The following is a 17,361-nucleotide window of genomic DNA, read 5'->3' on the forward strand; positions in this document are numbered from 1 at the left end:
CCCCTTCTTGCATGCGGCATATGCCGACGCGGGCGAGATCGTTTGCTCATTGTCCGTACGCGCCCGCTTGCGTTCCGCAATGATGGACCGCATGGCGGGTTGGGGCGAAGCAGATCAGACATCGGTTCCCGCGGCCGGCGTGGTCGCGCAGGCGTCGTGGATCGACGTCCAGGGTGCGCTCTCGGCGCTGGAAGGGCTCAGCTCCGAGGAGTTGCAGGCGATGTACTCCGGCAGACTGTGCGACCAGTCCGCGCCCAACGAGGTGCGGCTGCCGTCCCGCCCGGAGTCCGGGCCGGTGGCCCGCCGGCTGGTGCTCAACGTCCTGGAGTCCTGGGAGCTGCACCAGCACCTGGAGGCCGGTGAGTTGCTCACCAGCGAGCTGGTCTCCAACGCCGTGCGGCACGCGGCCGGGCGCACCATCGGACTGCACGTCAGCCGCAAGCCCGGCTGGCTGCGGGTCGAGGTCCGGGACTCCTCCCGGGCGCTGCCCTGCATGATCCTGGCCGAGCCCCGGCCGGTGAACGAGCGCGGGCGCGGGCTGAGGATCGTCGACGACCTCGCCGACCGCTGGGGGGCGGACCTGCTGCCGCGGGGCAAGGGCGTCTGGTTCGAGCTGAAGGTGCGCGAGCGGCACTGAGGGGCCGGGCCCCGGGCCCGGATACGCGCAGGGCCCCCGGAATCGCCGTGGTCGGCGGTGGGGGCCCATGCAAGTCATCGCGCGGCCAAGGGGGTGCGTGTCGCGCGATGGGCGTCGGCAGTGCCAGGTCGGGCCCGCCGAAGTTCTCGATGTCTCGACTATCGCATGGATCTCAGCATGTGGGCAAACCAGGCGGCTTGGATTGCAAGGTTTGTAACCTAGTTCACCTTTGGATTTTGCATAGGTTCACGTCGTGGCCTGTGAATATTCACGATCTCGGCGATGTGATCATCGCTTGCCGGGTCCGGGCGGCGTGGGCGCGGACGGCGGCGGGGGAGAGGCGCCGGGGGTGGAGCGGCGGAGGCGTCGGAGTGCCACGGCAGGCGCGGCAGAGGCCGCCGAGGAGGGCGTGCGGACGGCAGGGGACGCGGCAGTCCGTGCACTCGGTGACGCGGGTGGCGGGGGCCTCCGGGCGGAGCCGCTCCGGGGGCATCCGGTCGAGCAGGCGGCGGCGGGTGAAGGCCGCCGGGCTGTGGACGCCGTCCGGCGGGAGGCCGGCGGTGAGGGCGGCGGTGAAGAGGGCCGGAGTGGTGCCCCGGGCCAGCCACTCGGCGGCGAGCGGTTCGAGGGCCGCGCAGTCGGCGGCGGAGAGGGCGAGCCGGGCGTCGGCGAGGCCGAGGCCGGCCAGGGCCGCGTAGGCCGCCGAGGCGGGCGAAGTGCGGTTGAGCTTTCGCTCCTCGGGGGGATCGGGTGCTCCGGACGTTGACGCCTCGCCGGTGTCGCCGGTGTCGCCGGTGGTGATGAAGCGCGTCCACCACGCGTCGGGGCGAGGGGTGCGGGAGAAGTAGGTGCGGAACACCCAGCGGCAGTCCTTGGAGCTGATCCGCTCGCGGACGCGACGCAGATGACCTGCGGCGGAGAGGTTGTTGAGCACCGTGCGGCAGGCCATCTGCCCGTAGTGGGGCTGGAGGACGGCGAGGGTCTTGACGTCCATCGCGGCGCCGTCGGGGAGGTGGTCGATGAGCGAGGCGAGGTACGCCTCGCGCGCCGGGAGGTGGGAGAAGTCGGCGGCGGAGCGGGGGAGTTGCTCCGGGGCGGACTGCTTGCCGTATCCGGGCGCGGCCATGGCGGTAGAGTCGTGGGTAGCCACAGGATCGGTTTCCTATTTCAGTCGATCGTGGTGGTCAGACCCCCGTTCGGTGTTGCCGCACCGGCCGGGGGTTGATTCGTCAGTGGGCACGCTACACGGAGGAATCGACTGTGGCGTAGTCGTGACGATAAGTCATATCTGCTGTGCACAAGGGTGGTTGGAAGGTGGTTAACCACCCATTCCACTAAGGGTCACTCGGGCTCGGCGACTTGAGCTTCGGCGATGAAGGCGGCCCACGCCTCGGGGGAGAACGTGAGGACGGGGCCGGTCTTGTCCTTGGAGTCGCGGACGTGGACGGCGGAGGGGGAGGCGGCCACCTCGACGCAGTTGCCACCTTCGGTCCCGCTGTAGGTGGACTTCGTCCAGGTCAGGTTGGTGCTCATAGCTCCTCCGTCAACTTGTTGATGAAACGAGCCGACTCCTCGGGGTTGAGGGCCTGCTGGAGGATCCTCGCATGGCGCTGCCAGAGCAAATTGACCTTCTCGGGGTCGGCGTACAGGAAGCCCATCGACTGGCCTTCCTCGTATGCGAGTCGCTCGTGATCGGCAGTCTCCAACAGGACGAATGGGCCATTGACTCCCGGGTGAACAGTCTTCGCGGGTACCACTTGGATATCGATGTGCCTGGGCTTGCCGGCCTCAGCGAGATGTTCCAACTGCTTCTTGTAGTCCGAGCTGGTGCCGACCTGGCGGATGAGCGCGAACTCGTCGATAACGAAGCTGAACGACTTGGTCTGCTTGCACAGGATCTCCTGGCGACTGAGTCGGGCCGCGACTCGTTCCTCCACGGTGTCGTCGTCCAGTGGTGGCCAGTGCGCATTGAGTAGTGCGCGAGCTGTGGCCTCTGTCTGAAGCAGGCCAGGGATGAGCTGATTCTCGTAGGAGCTCAACACGGTTGCTTCAGGCTCGTACCGCATGAAGTCCTGCGAAAACGAAGGGAATTTCTCGGGCTTCAGGAACTCCACTGCCCCCAATAGCATCCCTTTGGCGCCGCACAACTCGTCCGCCACTGTGAGTAGCTTGAGCGAGGGCTTCCGCCGCCCAGCCTCCATCGACCGCACGCTCTCGATGTCGTAGCAGGCCGCCTGGCTCAACTGCTCCCGGCTCACGCCGGCCTGTTCACGCCATCGCTTGATCTGGTCACCGCAGTACTTCCACGCCATCGGGTTCTGCTTCGGCGTGCTCACGGCCCCGCACCCCTCCCTGTCCTGGTCACAGGACGGTTCAAGCTCTCGCTGTACCAGCGGTGTAACTGCTGAGGCTATGCCCGCCTGCCGACCCTTGAAGGGTGAAATGGCCGAACTCACCCCTCCCGAGTGAGGCCCTCCGTACGCCCCCCTCAAGGACTCTGATGCTCACTCAGCCCATGGATGCCGTCGAGTGGATGTTCCCCCGGCTGCCCCGCAGCGCCGGCCGTGCCCGGATCCGCTTCCTCCGGCTGGCCTTCGAGTGGGAGGTGCCCGTCGACTCCGCCGAGACCGCGCTGATCCTCCTCAGCGAACTCGTCTCCAACGCCTGCCGTCATGCCCGCTCGCCGCGTGACCGGATGATCGGAGTCCGGGTTCTCCTCCCCACCTCCTCCGTGCTCCGCATCGAGGTCTCCGACGCGAACCCCGAACTCCCCACCCTCCGCCACGCGACCCCCGACGACGAGTCCGGCCGGGGCCTCGAACTCGTCGCGGCCCTCGCCACCTCCTGGGGCGCCCACCCGCGCGGCGAGGGCTATATCGGCAAGACCGTCTGGTTCACGCTCGCCCTCCCCTCGCCCGCGAAGCCGGTTTCGGGCAGCCTGGTCCCATGAGCCGCATCGCGGTGATCGGCCCGGCGCCCTCGGGCAACGGCGCCACGCTCGGTGACGTGCTGCGCCGGTTCGGGCCGGACGAGGGTTACGCGACGGACGTGGCGTCCGCCCGCGTCCTGCTCGGCGGCAAGGTGGCCGAGCGGCCCGCCGAGCGGCTTCCCGGCGCCGACGTCCAGGTGATCGCCCTCGGTTTGTCCGGCTGAACGCCTGCTGCCTTCGGCCTGCCCGTCGGGTGGCCCTCGCAGGGGGTCGGCAGGACTGACTTCCTGCGCAGCCCGATCGGATGGTTCGAAACGGCCCTCCCCATGTCCTGGGTCGACCTCGGGAGATATCAATTCGTGATAACCGTGGGGCGCTTCGGGGGAACCGCGCAAAGAATCGTCGGGTGCTGTCGCCCGGGCCATATGAATATCGTCAACAGTCGCGATCCGGCGGGATTCCCGGCCCTACCATCCAGCTTTACCGAGAAGAAGGATGGTTTTTACGTGGCACCCCTCTCCCGCCTCAAACGCGCCGTCGCCTGCGGGGTCACCGCAGTCGCCGTGCTCGCCGGAGGCCTGACCGTGCAGGCCCCGACGGCGTCGGCGGCGCCCCCCGTGGACACCACCTGCGGAACCCCAGCCTCCGTGGGCGGCGGCAACTGCATGACGGCGCTGATCAATTCGGCCTTCGACATGATCCGGGGCATGCGTGCCGCCGCCAACAACAACAAGCTGGACAATGCGGAGTTCACCCAGAGCGCGGCGACGAGGCTGAGCCAGAAGTTCCCCGGGTTCAACGTCATGGTGTACAAGACGGTGGGCACCGACATGTACGACACCGAGTGGTTCAAGGGTGAGTACAAGTCCGACATGAAGGGGGTGCTGCTCGACACCACCTACAAGCTCAACCATTTCCTGGACAAGGACAAGAAGGATCCCTCCGGGTACGACGTGTTCCGGATCTGGGTCTTCCAGGGGGACTCGACCTTCCGCAACCGCACTGACGGCGGCTTCATGAACTGGGCGTTCGTCGGCAACGACGGCGACAGCGTCAAGAAGGAGTCGTGGACCTGCCGGTCGGGCACCGCGCGGCCCTACAAGTGCGACGGCGACGTGCGCAGCATCCACTTCCCCGGGCGCTCGGGCTACGGCACCAGGACCGGCAGCCTGACCCCCGACTCCGCCCGCCCCGGCTACCACGCCTGCCTGGACGTCAGCGGGAACGGCACCGCGAACGGCACCCCCGTGCAGATGTGGGAGTGCAACGGCGGCGATGCGCAGAAGTGGACCTACAACGGGTACCGGCTCCAGGCGGCCAACGGCAAGTGCCTGGACCTGCCCGGCAACAACACCTCGAACGGGAACAAGCTCCAGGTCTGGGACTGTCTGGACAACCCCGGGCAGCGCTGGAACATGTCGGCCGGCGGCGGCTTCCGGCACCTGGTGGACCAGGAGGACCGCTCCAAGGACGTCTGCATCGACGACTACAGCGGTCAGACCGGCAACGGCAGCCCGGTGGTGGCCTGGGGCTGCGGCTCCGAGGACAAGCGGGACGCGCCCAACCAGAACTGGGCTTGGGGCGGCACCCCGCCGACCACCACCCCGACCACGCCCGCCAACGGCGCCGACGTGACCCTCAAGCTCGACAACGGGCTGGGCGCCGTTCCGGTCGGCGGTTCCGCCGGCGCGTCGGTCGTTCCCGGCATCCGGGGCGGCAACGAGTCCAAGTGGAAGATCACCTCGGTGGGCGGCGGTCGCTACCGGATCACCAGCTCGTACGGGCTGGAACTCACCGAGAACAGCAACTACATGGCCGAGCTCCAGCCGTGGAGCAACTCCGACCGGCAGAAGTGGCAGCTCGTCGCGGTCGGCAACGGCAAGTACCGGATCCGGATCTCCGAGGACGACTGCCTGGCCCACGACGCCGACTTCAAGCAGCTCGGCGTGTGGACCTGCAAGTCGGGCTGGCAGCAGGAGTGGGTGCTGGAGGGCTACTCCGGCGGCGGGACCACGCCGACCAAGCCCGATCCCGGAACCGGTGGTGGCGGCGGCGGTGGTGGCACCGGCGGTGGCGGTGGCGGTGCCAGTGTTCCGACCGAGCGGCAGCTGTTCCTGAAGCTCGCGAACGGGCTGGGCGCGACGGCCCCCACCGAGACCTCCAGCTGGGGTTCGCCGATCGTGGCCGGGATCCTGGGGGCCAAGGGTTCCAGGTGGACGATCAAGCCGCTGGGTGGCGACCGCTATCGGATCGTCAACGACCTCGGGTACAACCTCACCGAGAACCCCGACACCTACGTCGCCGAGCAGCAGGCGTGGGGTGACACCTCCAACCAGAAGTGGCAGTTCAAGAGCCTCGGCGACGGAAAGTACCGGGTCCAGATCGACGACGACGACTGCCTGGCCCACGACTCCGACTTCAAGCAGCTCGGCGTGTGGACCTGCAAGTCGGGCTGGCAGCAGGAGTGGACCTTCCAGCTCCTCTGATCGGCCCCGCCTGCCGCACGGGAAGTCGGACCGGCCGACTTCCCGTGCAGCGGGCGCTGGCCGACCGGGCACCGTGATCCAAGCGGGGCCGGGAGTCAGATGCCGAAGTGGGTGGCGATGCCGTCGAGGACGCAGTCGAGGCCGGTCTCGAAGTGCCAGGCGGGGTCGTCCTTGCGGGTGGCCTGGTGGAGGTACTGCTGGTAGGCGGGGTAGCGGCCGGTGCCCATCAGGTAGGTCATCCGGGGGGCCAGGCCGGCGCGGGTCTCGTCGCCGTCGGACCAGTTGTGGTCGCGGCGCAGGGCGGCCAGGGCGACTTCGGAGGCGACCGAGCCGTGGACGTAGCCGGCGACCGTACGGAAGATCGCCATGGTGGTGTCGGCGTCCAGGCCGTGCTCGGCGAGGGCGGCGAAGGACCGCTCGGGGACGGCGAGTTGGTTGGGGGTGAGGGAGAACGGGGTGGCCGCCCGGACCATCCAGGGGTGGGCGAGGTTCATCGCGCGCAGGTGGACCGCGAGTGAGCGCATGGCTTCGCGCCAGCCGTCGGCGGGGGTGTCCAGCGGGAGCCGGCCGTAGACGAAGTCGACCATCAGCTCGATGAGTTCGTCCTTGCCGGAGACGTACCGGTAGGCGGCCATCGGGGCGACGCCGAGGGCGGTGGCCAGGCGGCGCATGGTGACGGCGTCCAGGCCCTCGGCGTCGGCCAGGGCGACGGCGGCCTCGGCGATCCGGTGCGGGGTCAGGGTGGTGCGCGGTGCGGGGGCCGGGCGGTCGAGCCGCTCCCAGAGTGAGGCCTGGGGCTGGTCGCGGTCGTCGTCCCCGGCGGGGGCCTGCTGAGCGGGCATGGGGGCGGGCTCCTTCCGGCTGGGAGGGTCCACCGTACCACTCGCGTGTACGTCGTATCTGGGGAGTGGACGGCGTACGCGCCAGTGTGTACGTTGTATCCATCGCCGATACGGCGTACACAACGTCTTGGAGGGGATCCCCATGTCCACGGAGCAGAACCTGAAGGTCGCGGTCGTCCTCGGCAGCACCCGGGCCGGTCGTTTCGGCCCGGTCGTCGCCGACTGGCTGATCGGCCACCTCGACGCCCGCGGTGACATGACCGCCGACCTGATCGACCCGGCGGCCACCCCGCTGCCCACCGTCATGCCCTCCTGGGGCGGCGAACTTTCGCCCGGTGACGTCGAGTTGCTGGAGGCCGTGTCGCCCCGGCTGGCCGCGGCCGATGCCTTCGTGTTCGTCACGCCCGAGTACAACCACAGCTTCCCGGCCGCGCTGAAGAACGCCATCGACTGGCACAACCAGCAGTGGCACGGCAAGCCGATCGCCTTCGTCTCGTACGGCGGACTCTCCGGCGGCCTCCGGGCCGTCGAGCAACTGCGCGTGGTGATGGCCGAGTTGAACAGCGTGACGATCCGCAACACGGTCAGCTTCCACGGGGCCGCCCAGTGCTTCGACGCCGACGGCAAGGCGAAGGACCCGGCCGCGGACGCCGCGGCCAAGACCATGCTCGACCAACTGGACTGGTGGGCGCGGGCGTTGCGGGACGCCCGGCAGGCCCGTCCGTTCGCCGCCTGAGCCCGGAGAAGGGGGACACGGCCATGACCACGGAACCGGCGGACGAACGCCCCAAGCCGCCGCTGCTCGGCGTGATCGGGCTGATGCTCGGCATCTTCCTGTCGGCCCTCGACGGGCAGATCATCGGCACCGCGCTGCCGACCATCGTCGGCGACCTCGGCGGGTTGGAGCACCTCTCCTGGGCGGTCACCGCCTACCTGCTGACCTCGGCCGCCGCCACCCCGCTGTGGGGCCGGCTCGGCGACCTGTACGGGCGCAAGGGCGCCTACCAGTGGGCGGTGGCGGTCTTCCTGATCGGCTCGGTGCTGTCCGGACTCTCGCAGGACATGGGCCAGTTGATCGCCTTCCGGGCCCTCCAGGGGGTCGGCGCGGGCGGCCTGATGGTCGGCGCGCTGTCGGTCATCGGGGTGCTGGTGCCCGCCTCCGACCGGGGCCGGGTGCAGTCGGTGATCGGGGTGCTGATGCCGATCGCCTTCGTCGGCGGGCCGCTGCTCGGCGGCTTCCTCACCGACCGGCTCAGCTGGCGCTGGGCCTTCTACGTCAACCTGCCGGTCGGGGTGTTCGCCGTGCTCGCGGTCGGCGCCGCGGTACGGCTGCCGAAGGCCGAGCGGGTCCGCGCCCCCTTCGACTGGGCCGGGGTCGCCCTGCTGACCACCGGCATCGTCGGGCTCACCCTGGTCAGCAGCTGGGGCGGGACGACGTACCCCTGGACCTCGCCGGTGATCCTCGGGACGGGCGCGGTCGCGGCGGTCGCGCTGGTCGGCTTCGCCCGCGCCGAACTGCGCGCCCCCGGGCCGCTGATCCCGCCCGCGCTGTTCCGCAACCGCAACTTCACGGTGGCCCAGGTGCTGGGCTTCCTCACCGGCGCCGTCATGCTCGCCCTGATCGGCTACCTGCCGCAGTACCTGCAGTTCGTCCAGGGCGCCTCACCGACCACCGGCGGACTGCTCCTGCTGCCGCTGATGCTCGGCATGATGGGCACCCAGCTGGTCACCGCCCGGCTGATGAGCCGGCCCGGCGGCGAACGGCGCTACCCGCTGCTGGGCGGGGCACTCGCCCTGGCCGGGGCCGCGCTCCTGCTGCTCCTGGGCACGGACACCCCGGTGGCACTGGCCTCCGGGCTCACGGCGGTCGCCGGGGTCGGCGTCGGACTGCTGATGCAGAGCACCATGCTGACCTCGATGGGCGCGGTGCCGCGGGAGTCCATGGGCGCGGCGATGGGCGTGGTGACCCTGCTGCGCAGCATCGGCGGCTCGCTCGGCATGGCCGCCCTCGGCGCGGTCTACACCGCGCGGCTGACCGCCGGCCTGGAGGCCCGGCTGAGCCCGGCCGAGGCCGCCCACCTGACCGGCGGCGGAGGGCTCACCCCGGCCGCGCTGACCGGGCTGCCGCAGGCCGTCCGGGACGCCGTCGGCACGGCGGTCACCAGCGGGCTGCACGGCACGGTGGCGGGCGGCGTCGCCCTGGCGGCGGTGGCCACCGCGGTGGCCTGCCTGGCCCGGCCGAACCCGGGCCCGAAGCCGGGCCTGAACCCGAACCCGGGCCCGAGTCCGGAGCCGAGCCCGGAGCTGCAGACGGCCTCACGGCCCTGAGGCCTCACGGGCACCGGCCGGCGAAGCAGAAGGAGGCGACCTCCGACTGCAGCAGCTCGCGCAGCGGGGTGGGCCAGCCGTCCTCCGGGCCCGCCACCAGGACGGACCAGGCGGTGCCGTCCGGCCCGACCAGCACGTGTTCGACGGCCCGGCGGACGCCGGAGCCGGCCAGCTCGTAGGCGTACTCCAGCTCGGCGCTGCCGCCCGCGGTCCGTTCCAGCCGGATCCGGTGGTAGCCGGGGAACCGGGCCGGGTTGCGGGCCAGGTCGTCGTCGGTTTCCACGGCCTGCTGGTACGGGGGGTTGCCGTCCATCACGAACACCTGGATCAGGCTGCGGTGGTCGGGGGAGTCGTAGAACACCGAGGCGCCGTCGACACGCCGCTGCCAGCCGTCGGGGACGAGGAGGGTGAACCCGGCCGGGTCCGGCACCGGCGTCAGGTGCGGCCCGACGGGGCCGGTCGGCGCGGAGGGACGGGCGGGCGGGGCCGGGTCGGTCGAGTCGGTCGGACCGACGCCGGAGGCGGGCCCCGGGGCGACGGTGCGGGCGCCCCCGGCGGGGAACGGCGGCGTGGCCGCGGCGGCCGGCCGGTCGACGTCGTCGGGACGGTCCAGCAGGTACCAGCCACCGCCCGCGAGCACCCCGGCCAGCACCCCGGTGCCGGCGGCGATCAGCACCCGCACCGACCGGCGCCGCAGCGGCCCGACCAGCGGCGGTGCCAAGGGCGGCGGCGGTGCCAAGGGTGGCGGCGGTGCCAAGGGCGGCGCTGCCAAGGGTGGCGGCGGTCGGTGCGGCTCCGGCGGCTGGAACGACATCCGTCTCCCCTCCGGCGTGGACCGACCCGCCGCGATTATCGCGCCGCCGGCCCCGCCACGACCAGAGGGCGGCCGGGGAGCACCCGGGGAGTCCCCAGGGAGCGCCAAGAGACACGAGTGGCCCCCGGACGGTACGGGGTTCCGCCCGGGGGCCACTCGTCACGTGCCCTGATCAGCACACGCTGATCAGGGCACGGTGATCAGGGCACGGTGATCAGCACTCGATGACGTTCACGGCGAGGCCGCCGCGCGAGGTCTCCTTGTACTTGATCTTCATGTCGGCCCCGGTCTCCTTCATCGTCTTGATCGCCTTGTCCAGCGAGACGTGGTGGCGCCCGTCGCCGCGCAGCGCCATCCGGGCCGCGGTGACGGCCTTGACCGACGCCATGCCGTTGCGCTCGATGCAGGGGATCTGGACCAGGCCGCCGACCGGGTCGCAGGTGAGGCCGAGGTTGTGCTCGATGCCGATCTCGGCGGCGTTCTCGACCTGCTCGGGGGTGCCGCCGAGGACCTCGGCGAGGCCGCCCGCGGCCATCGAGCAGGCGGAGCCGACCTCGCCCTGGCAGCCGACCTCGGCGCCGGAGATGGAGGCGTTCTCCTTGAAGAGCATGCCGATGGCGCCGGCCGCGAGCAGGAAGCGGACGATGCCGTCGTCGTCGGCGCCCGGGATGAAGTTCAGGTAGTAGTGCAAGGTGGCGGGGATGATCCCGGCCGCACCGTTGGTCGGGGCGGTGACCACCCGGCGCCCGGAGGCGTTCTCCTCGTTGACCGCCATCGCGTAGAGGGTGACCCACTCCATCGCGTTGGCCGGTCCGATCCCCTCGGCGCGCAGCGCCCGGGCGCCCGCGGCGGCCCGGCGGCGGACCTTCAGCCCGCCCGGCAGGATGCCCTCGCGGCTCATGCCGGCCCGCACGCACTCCTGCATCACGGACCAGATCTCCAGCAGCCCGGTGCGGATCTCCTCCTCGCTGCGCCAGGCCTTCTCGTTCTCCAGCATCAGGCCGGAGATCGACAGCCCGGTCTCCCGGCTGAGCCGCAGCAGTTCGTCGCCGGTGCGGAAGGGGTACTTCAGCACGGTGTCGTCGGGCTTGACCCGGTCCGCGCCGATCGCGTCCTCGTCCACGACGAAGCCGCCGCCGACCGAGTAGTAGGTCTTCTCCAGCAGCGTCGAGCCGTCCGCCGCGTACGCCCACAGGGTCATCCCGTTGGCGTGGTACGGCAGCGAGCGGCGCCGGTGCAGGACGAGCTGGTTGTCGGTGTCGAAGTCGATCGGGTGCTCGCCGAGCAGGTTGAGGCGCTTCTCGGCGGTGATCCGCTCGACGTCCTTGTCCGCCTGGTCGACGTCGACGGTGCGGGGCGAGTTGCCCTCCAGGCCGAGGAGGACGGCCTTCGGGGTGCCGTGGCCGTGGCCGGTGGCGCCCAGCGAGCCGTACAGCTCGGCGCGCACCCCGGTCACCCGGTCCAGCAGGCCTTCGGAGCGCAGGCGGCGGGCGAACATCCGGGCGGCGCGCATCGGGCCGACGGTGTGGGAGCTCGACGGGCCGATGCCGATGGAGAAGAGGTCGAAGACGCTGATGGCCACGGGGACGTCCTTGTCTGGGTCTCGTGGAAGGACAAAGCGGGTGCATGGGACGGGGCACCGCGCGCGTACTGTCCAGTGTGCGCGGTGCCCCGGAAGCGGCAGGTGGCCGGCCGCCGTGAGGCCGGTCACCCTCCTCCGACGATCAGGCGATCAAGAGATCAAGAGATCAGACGGTCGGAGGATCAGACGATCAGAGGTTGGGGTAGAGCGGGTACTTCTCGGCCAGGGCGGTGACCCGGGCCTTCAGCGCGGCGGCGACGGTCTCGTCGAAGGCGGGCTTGAGCGCCTCGGCGATGATGTCGGCGACCTCGCGGAAGTCCTCGGCCTGGAAGCTGCGGGTGGCCAGGGCCGGGGTGCCGATCCGCAGGCCCGAGGTGACCATCGGCGGGCGGGGGTCGTTCGGGACGGCGTTGCGGTTGACGGTGATGCCGACCTCGTGCAGCCGGTCCTCGGCCTGCTGGCCGTCGAGCTGGCTGTTGCGCAGGTCGACCAGGACCAGGTGGACGTCGGTGCCGCCGGACAGCACGGACGCGCCGGCCTCGGCGACGTCGGCCTGCAGCAGGCGCTCGGCGAGGATCTTGGCGCCGTCCAGGGTGCGCTGCTGGCGCTCCTTGAACTCCTCGGAGGCGGCGACCTTGAAGGCGACGGCCTTGCCCGCGATGACGTGCTCCAGCGGACCGCCCTGCTGGCCGGGGAAGACCGCGGAGTTGATCTTCTTGGCGTACTCGGCCTTGGACAGGATGACGCCGCCGCGCGGGCCGCCCAGGGTCTTGTGGGTGGTGGTGGTGACCACGTCCGCGTACGGCACCGGGTTCGGGTGCAGGCCCGCGGCGACCAGGCCCGCGAAGTGCGCCATGTCGACCATGAGCAGCGCGCCGACCTCGTCGGCGACCCGGCGGAACGCGGCGAAGTCGAGCTGGCGCGGGTAGGCGGACCAGCCGGCGATGATCAGCTTCGGCTGGTGCTCCTTGGCCAGGCGCTCGACCTCGGCCATGTCGACCTGACCGGTCTTCTCGTCGACGTGGTACGCGGCCACGTTGTAGAGCTTGCCGGAGAAGTTGATCTTCATGCCGTGGGTCAGGTGACCGCCGTGGGCCAGGCTCAGGCCCAGGATGGTGTCGCCCGGCTGGATCAGCGCGAACATCGCGGCGGCGTTGGCCTGGGCGCCTGAGTGCGGCTGGACGTTGGCGTGCTCGGCGCCGAACAGGGCCTTGATCCGGTCGATCGCGATCTGCTCGACCACGTCGACGTGCTCGCAACCGCCGTAGTAGCGGCGGCCGGGGTAACCCTCGGCGTACTTGTTGGTGAGCACCGAACCCTGGGCCTCCATGACCGCCACCGGGGCGAAGTTCTCGGAGGCGATCATCTCCAGCGTGGTCTGCTGGCGGTGCAGCTCGGCGTCGACCGCGGCGGCGATCTCCGGGTCGAGGGCGTGCAGGGACTGGTTGAGAACCGTCATGGTGTGGTCTTCCCGGGGAGGAGAGCGGAGGGACGGTGGGGGGTGCGGGACGGACCGCCGTGCTGCGGCCCGTCCCGGCGGGGGCTCAGCCCTCGGCGTGGGTGAGCGCGTCGTACTCGGCGGCGCTGAGCAGCGTGTCGGTGGCCTCCACGCGGACCTTGAACAGCCAGCCGCCCTCGAACGGGGCGCTGTTGACCAGGCTGTTGTCGTCCAGGACGTCCTGGTTGACCTCGGTGACCTCGCCGGTCACCGGGGAGTACAGGTCGCTGACCGACTTGGTCGACTCCAGCTCGCCACAGGTCTCGCCGGCGGTCACGGCGTCGCCGACCTCGGGGAGCTGCACGTAGACGATGTCACCGAGGGCGTCGGCGGCGTGCTTGGTGATGCCGACCGTCGAGACACCGTCCTCGGCGGCCGTCAGCCACTCGTGCTCCTTGGTGTACTGCAGGTGCTGGGGGTTGCTCATGGCGTCATTCTCCAGGATGGGAAGCGGGTACGACGCAGCGGGCCGCCGCGCGGACGGCTCCGACGTGCGCCTATGGGAAAACCGGGGGTGGCGGGGGCCTCAGCGGGCGCGCTTGTAGAACGGCAGCGCCACGACCTCGACCGGCTCGTGCTTGCCGCGCACGTCCACCGCGACGGCGGTGCCGGGGGCGGCGTGGGCCGCGTCGACGTAGGCCATCGCGATCGGCTTGCCCAGGGTCGGGGACGGCGCGCCCGAGGTGATCCGGCCGATCGGGGCGCCGTCGGCGGAGACCACGGTGTACTCGGCGCGCGGGACCCGCTTGCCCTCGGAGACCAGGCCGACCAGCACCTTCGGCGGGTTGGACTCGGCCGCGGCGGCGGCCTGCTCCAGCGCCTTGCGGCCGACGAACGCGCCCTCGTTGGTGGTCTTGTCGAAGCGGACGACCCGGCCCAGGCCGGCGTCGAACGGGGTCAGATCGGTGGACAGCTCGTGCCCGTACAGCGGCATGCCCGCCTCCAGGCGCAGCGTGTCGCGGCAGGACAGGCCGCACGGGACCAGGCCGCGGCCCTCGCCGGCGGCGGTCAGCGCCTGCCAGACCGGCTCGGCGTCGACCGGCCGGCAGAAGATCTCGAAGCCGTCCTCGCCGGTGTAGCCGGTGCGGGCCAGCAGCACCTCCTTGCCGGCCACCTGGGCCGGGAGGATCGCGTAGTACTTCAGGCCGGGCAGGTCGGCGTCGGTGGTCTCCGCCAGGATGGCGGTGGCCTCCGGGCCCTGGACGGCGATCAGCGCGTAGGTGTCGCGGTCGTCGGTGACGACGGCGTCGAAGCCCTTGGCGCGGGCGATCAGCTCGTCCAGCACCAGCTGGGCGTTGGAGGCGTTGGCGACGACCAGGAAGGCGTCCGCGCGCAGGCGGTAGACGATCAGGTCGTCCAGGATGCCGCCGTCCTCGGCGCAGATCATGGTGTAGCGGGCGCGCAGCTCGCCGAGCGCGGAGACGAAGCCGACCAGCGCGTGGTCCAGCATCTCGCCGGCCTGCGGGCCGGTGACGGTGATCTCGCCCATGTGCGAGAGGTCGAACAGGCCGGCCTTGGTGCGGACGGCGAGGTGCTCCTCGCGCTCGCTGCCGTAGCGCAGCGGCATGTCCCAGCCGGCGAAGTCGGTCATGGTCGCGCCGAGGGCGCGGTGCAGCGCGTCGAGCGCGGTCAGGCGGAGGGACGACATGGCCAGGAACTCCTCGGTCGGGGCACTCAGGGGCGCGCGCCGGACCGGACCCGCTCGGGACCGACCCCGCGCGCGGGCATGCGGCGGCGTGGGTCTCCCCATCTGTCGTCGAACCTGAGAGCTTCACCGCCCGCCTGCCCTCAGCCGGTGCCAGCATCGGCTGGTTCCAGCATCGGGGACAGGGCGGCGGCTTGCACCGTGGGTGGGCGTACGGCGGGGCCGTACGCCGCTTTCCAGATGTGCCTAACCCGCGCGGTAGGGGGGCCTGAGAGATTCCGGGGAGGACTTGCTCCTTCGGCGCCGGCCGTGCCCCGATGAGGGGCACTCCGGGCTCTCCCGCGCGGGTTCGAGCGGCCGGTGTGGAGTTGTGGGGGCCCGCGGCGCATGCCGTCGGACGCGCACATCATGGCACGTCCTCGCGGAGGAGGGGAGAGGGGACCCGGTCACACGACGCCAGGGCGGACACGGGCCCTAAACTCTTGCGCGTCGGCGCAGCAGTGGGCGGCCGACCCGGCGGCAGGCCGGATCGGCGGCGCATGGAGTACCCGGTGGAGCAGCAGCAGGGGTGGGGCGGGCCGGAGGCGGCGCCGTCGGGCGGCGCGTGGCCGGCGAACGAGCTGGAGCAGGTGCTGACGGCCGCGCTGGGCGACCCGGGGGCGACCCCGCGGGTGGTCGAGGTGCTGGCCCGCAGCCAGGTGTGGATCCCGCTGCCGGCCGGGGGCGACCCGACCGGGCAGGGGCTGGACCTGCCGACCATCGAGCTGGCCGGGGCACCGTACGTGCCGGTGTTCTCCTCCCAGGAGGTGTTCCTGCAGCAGGCGCCGGGGATGGCCTTCGCGGTCGCGCCGGCCTGGGAGTTCGCCCGCGGGCTGCCGCTGGGCGTGGGCATCGCTGTCAACCCGGAGGCGGCGGTGGGCATCCCGGTGCCGCCGCAGGGGGTGGCCGAGCTGCGCCGCGGCCCGCGCGGGGACCGCTGGGAGCACGCCGAGAACGCGCCGGAGGGGCCGACCGGCGGCCGGGTGGCGCTGCGCGAGCCGGTGCCGGGCGAGGACCCGGAGTACTTCCTGGCCGCGTGCCGGGCCGAACTGTCGGCCCTGCCCGGAGTGTTGACCGCGCGCCGGGCACTGGCCAGCATCGAGGGCGAGCCGACGGTGATGTTCGTGGGGATCCAGCTGGATCCGGCGGCCCCGGCCGACCCGGGAGCGGTGAACGAGGCGCTCGGGCGGGCGCTGGGAACCGCGCCGCTGCCGGGGGGCGTCCACCTCGTGCTGCTCGACCTCGCCGACGACCCGGTGGTCGAGTGGCTGCTGACCCGGGTCATGCCCTTCTACTCGCGGGTGTGAGCGGGGACCGTTCACAGGCACGTCGCCGTGGCGGCGGCCGGTGCGGCGCCATAGGGTGCGTGCAGGCGGCTGACGGGCCGGCGGGTTCAGGAAAGAGGCGCGGCGAGGTGGGCGCATGAGTGCGGGAACGGGAGCGGGCGGGGTGCCGGGGCCCTGGGGCCAGGCACCGGCCGGGCACCCGGCAGCGGATCCGGGCGTGTTGGAGCAGGCTCTGCGCGAGGTCGCGCCGGAGCGCTACGACGCGTACGAGCGGCTGCTGCACGCGCTGGCCGAGGGCCGGGTCTGGATGCTGCTCTGGCACGGCACGCCGGGCAGCCCGGACGCGCAGTACGGGAACATGGAGATCAGCGGCCACGGTTACGCGCCGGCCGTCACCTCGCCCGAGCAGCTGACGGCCTCCGGCTGGGCGCGGGCCCACGAGGTCGTCTCCGGGCGGGAGATCGCCGCCTCGCTGTACCGCACCCGCTGGGGCCTGTGGCTCAACCCGCACGCGCCGGGCGGCGGGGTGGGGGTGCCGTGGGCGGACCTGCGGCGGGTCGCCGCGGGACTGGACCGGCTGCCGGCCGGGCCGTTGAAGCTGAGCGAGCCGCAGGTGAACGCCCAGCAGTTCTTCGCGCTGCTGGAGCGCCAGGCCGGCGAGGTGCGCGCGGTGCGGGCGCTGCGCCGGGCCTGGGTGCAGCCGGCCGTGGGGGAGCCGTACCTGGCGATCGGCCTGGACCTGTACGAGAGTTCGCCGCCGGCCGTGGAGGCGGTGCGGGCGCTGATGCAGCGGGCGATCGCGGTGGCTCCGGAGGGGCTCGCGGTGTCCACGGTGGCGATGGCGGACGAGTACGACCCGGTGGCGCTGTGGATGCGCGCGAACGCCCGGCCGTTCTTCGACCGGGAGGCGGGCCGGCCGCCGACCGGCCCGTACCCGCCGGTTCCGCCGCCGTACCCGGGGCAGTCGATGCCGGGGCAGCCGACCCCGGGGTGGGCGCACGGCGCCCAACAGTCCGCGCCGGGTTGGGGTCACCAGTCCCAGCGGCAGTGGCCCGGCTACCCGGGCCGCTGATCGCCGAAACCGATTGCCGACCGGTTGCCGAACCGGTTGCCGAAATCTCCGACACAAAGCCGACTTGATTAGCAATCAGGTCGGCTTCGGTGCTTTCCGGACGAATCTTCCACCGTCGCCGATGACGCATCTTGACATGGCTCGCGCACCCGTGTGAAGAGGTATATGCCGAAGGCCGGGGAGGTGCATGCGGGCAGATCACA

At 71.6% G+C, this 17,361-nt stretch carries 17 protein-coding genes and 1 riboswitch; of the genes, 8 read left to right on the forward strand and 9 right to left on the reverse strand.

From position 1 onward, the window contains the following. The first annotated feature begins 139 nt into the window (after positions 1-139). A complete protein-coding gene (locus ACFWIS_RS03725; protein ID WP_380523468.1) occupies positions 140-637 on the forward strand; it encodes an ATP-binding protein in 498 nt (165 codons plus the stop codon). A 268-nt stretch (positions 638-905) separates the two neighbouring features. Here ACFWIS_RS03725 and ACFWIS_RS03730 read toward each other — a convergent pair whose 3' ends face one another. The 3 genes from ACFWIS_RS03730 to ACFWIS_RS03740 form a co-directional block, all read right to left on the reverse strand. Then, complete coding sequence (locus tag ACFWIS_RS03730) at positions 906-1,763, reverse strand: hypothetical protein (RefSeq protein ID WP_380459204.1); 858 nt, start codon at positions 1,761-1,763, stop codon at positions 906-908. Positions 1,764-1,978: 215 nt separating this feature from the next. Then, complete coding sequence (locus ACFWIS_RS03735) at positions 1,979-2,170, reverse strand: DUF397 domain-containing protein (protein WP_380459202.1); 192 nt, start codon at positions 2,168-2,170, stop codon at positions 1,979-1,981. Continuing rightward, positions 2,167-2,973 (reverse strand): Scr1 family TA system antitoxin-like transcriptional regulator, encoded by an 807-nt coding sequence (locus tag ACFWIS_RS03740; protein ID WP_380459199.1) that lies wholly within the window; start codon positions 2,971-2,973, stop codon positions 2,167-2,169. Before ACFWIS_RS03740 ends, ACFWIS_RS03735 begins: the two co-directional genes overlap by 4 nt. 164 nt (positions 2,974-3,137) lie before the next feature. On the opposite strand from ACFWIS_RS03740, the gene ACFWIS_RS03745 reads away from it, so the two are divergent. The 3 genes from ACFWIS_RS03745 (at position 3,138) to ACFWIS_RS03755 (ending at position 6,052) form a co-directional block, all read left to right on the forward strand. Next, a complete protein-coding gene (locus ACFWIS_RS03745; protein WP_380459196.1) occupies positions 3,138-3,587 on the forward strand; it encodes an ATP-binding protein in 450 nt (149 codons plus the stop codon). After that, entirely contained in the window at positions 3,584-3,790 is a 207-nt protein-coding gene (locus ACFWIS_RS03750) for a hypothetical protein (RefSeq protein WP_380459195.1), read from the forward strand. The genes ACFWIS_RS03745 and ACFWIS_RS03750 overlap by 4 nt, the downstream gene beginning before the upstream one ends. Positions 3,791-4,072: 282 nt before the next feature. Then, entirely contained in the window at positions 4,073-6,052 is a 1,980-nt protein-coding gene (locus tag ACFWIS_RS03755; protein WP_380459192.1) for a ricin-type beta-trefoil lectin domain protein, read from the forward strand. A gap of 95 nt (positions 6,053-6,147) precedes the next feature. Here the strand turns inward: ACFWIS_RS03755 and ACFWIS_RS03760 are convergent, their stop codons facing one another. Then, positions 6,148-6,894: a TetR/AcrR family transcriptional regulator gene (locus ACFWIS_RS03760; RefSeq protein ID WP_380459190.1), complete on the reverse strand. Its 747-nt coding sequence runs from the start codon at positions 6,892-6,894 to the stop codon at positions 6,148-6,150. 142 nt (positions 6,895-7,036) lie between these two features. Between ACFWIS_RS03760 and ACFWIS_RS03765 the strand changes: the two genes are divergently transcribed. Then, positions 7,037-7,630: an NADPH-dependent FMN reductase gene (locus ACFWIS_RS03765; protein ID WP_380459187.1), complete on the forward strand. Its 594-nt coding sequence runs from the start codon at positions 7,037-7,039 to the stop codon at positions 7,628-7,630. Positions 7,631-7,653: 23 nt separating this feature from the next. Next, positions 7,654-9,222, forward strand: coding sequence for an MDR family MFS transporter (locus tag ACFWIS_RS03770; protein WP_380459185.1), 1,569 nt, complete (start codon positions 7,654-7,656; stop codon positions 9,220-9,222). A 4-nt stretch (positions 9,223-9,226) separates the two neighbouring features. Here the strand turns inward: ACFWIS_RS03770 and ACFWIS_RS03775 are convergent, their stop codons facing one another. The 5 genes from ACFWIS_RS03775 to gcvT form a co-directional block, all read right to left on the reverse strand. Beyond that, a complete protein-coding gene (locus ACFWIS_RS03775; RefSeq protein ID WP_380459182.1) occupies positions 9,227-9,943 on the reverse strand; it encodes a hypothetical protein in 717 nt (238 codons plus the stop codon). Between the two features lie 307 nt (positions 9,944-10,250). Continuing rightward, a complete protein-coding gene (locus ACFWIS_RS03780) occupies positions 10,251-11,618 on the reverse strand; it encodes an L-serine ammonia-lyase (RefSeq protein WP_380459180.1) in 1,368 nt (455 codons plus the stop codon). A gap of 190 nt (positions 11,619-11,808) precedes the next feature. Continuing rightward, positions 11,809-13,077 (reverse strand): serine hydroxymethyltransferase, encoded by a 1,269-nt coding sequence (gene glyA / locus ACFWIS_RS03785; protein WP_380459177.1) that lies wholly within the window; start codon positions 13,075-13,077, stop codon positions 11,809-11,811. 85 nt (positions 13,078-13,162) lie between these two features. Then, entirely contained in the window at positions 13,163-13,543 is a 381-nt protein-coding gene (gcvH, locus tag ACFWIS_RS03790) for a glycine cleavage system protein GcvH (protein WP_380459175.1), read from the reverse strand. A 99-nt stretch (positions 13,544-13,642) separates the two neighbouring features. Next, positions 13,643-14,764: a glycine cleavage system aminomethyltransferase GcvT gene (gene gcvT, locus ACFWIS_RS03795; RefSeq protein WP_380459172.1), complete on the reverse strand. Its 1,122-nt coding sequence runs from the start codon at positions 14,762-14,764 to the stop codon at positions 13,643-13,645. Positions 14,765-15,007: 243 nt separating this feature from the next. Continuing rightward, positions 15,008-15,113, reverse strand: a riboswitch (glycine riboswitch). Positions 15,114-15,300: 187 nt separating this feature from the next. Here gcvT and ACFWIS_RS03800 point away from each other — a divergent pair. Together ACFWIS_RS03800 and ACFWIS_RS03805 are read left to right on the forward strand one after the other, a co-directional pair. Further along, a complete protein-coding gene (locus ACFWIS_RS03800) occupies positions 15,301-16,107 on the forward strand; it encodes an enhanced serine sensitivity protein SseB C-terminal domain-containing protein (protein ID WP_380459169.1) in 807 nt (268 codons plus the stop codon). Positions 16,108-16,222: 115 nt separating this feature from the next. Next, on the forward strand, positions 16,223-17,158 hold the full coding sequence (locus ACFWIS_RS03805) for an enhanced serine sensitivity protein SseB C-terminal domain-containing protein (protein ID WP_380459166.1): 936 nt from the start codon (positions 16,223-16,225) through the stop codon (positions 17,156-17,158). The last annotated feature ends 203 nt before the right edge of the window (positions 17,159-17,361 follow it).

Source organism: Kitasatospora sp. NPDC127060 (assembly GCF_042724935.1).
GTDB lineage: Bacteria > Actinomycetota > Actinomycetes > Streptomycetales > Streptomycetaceae > Kitasatospora.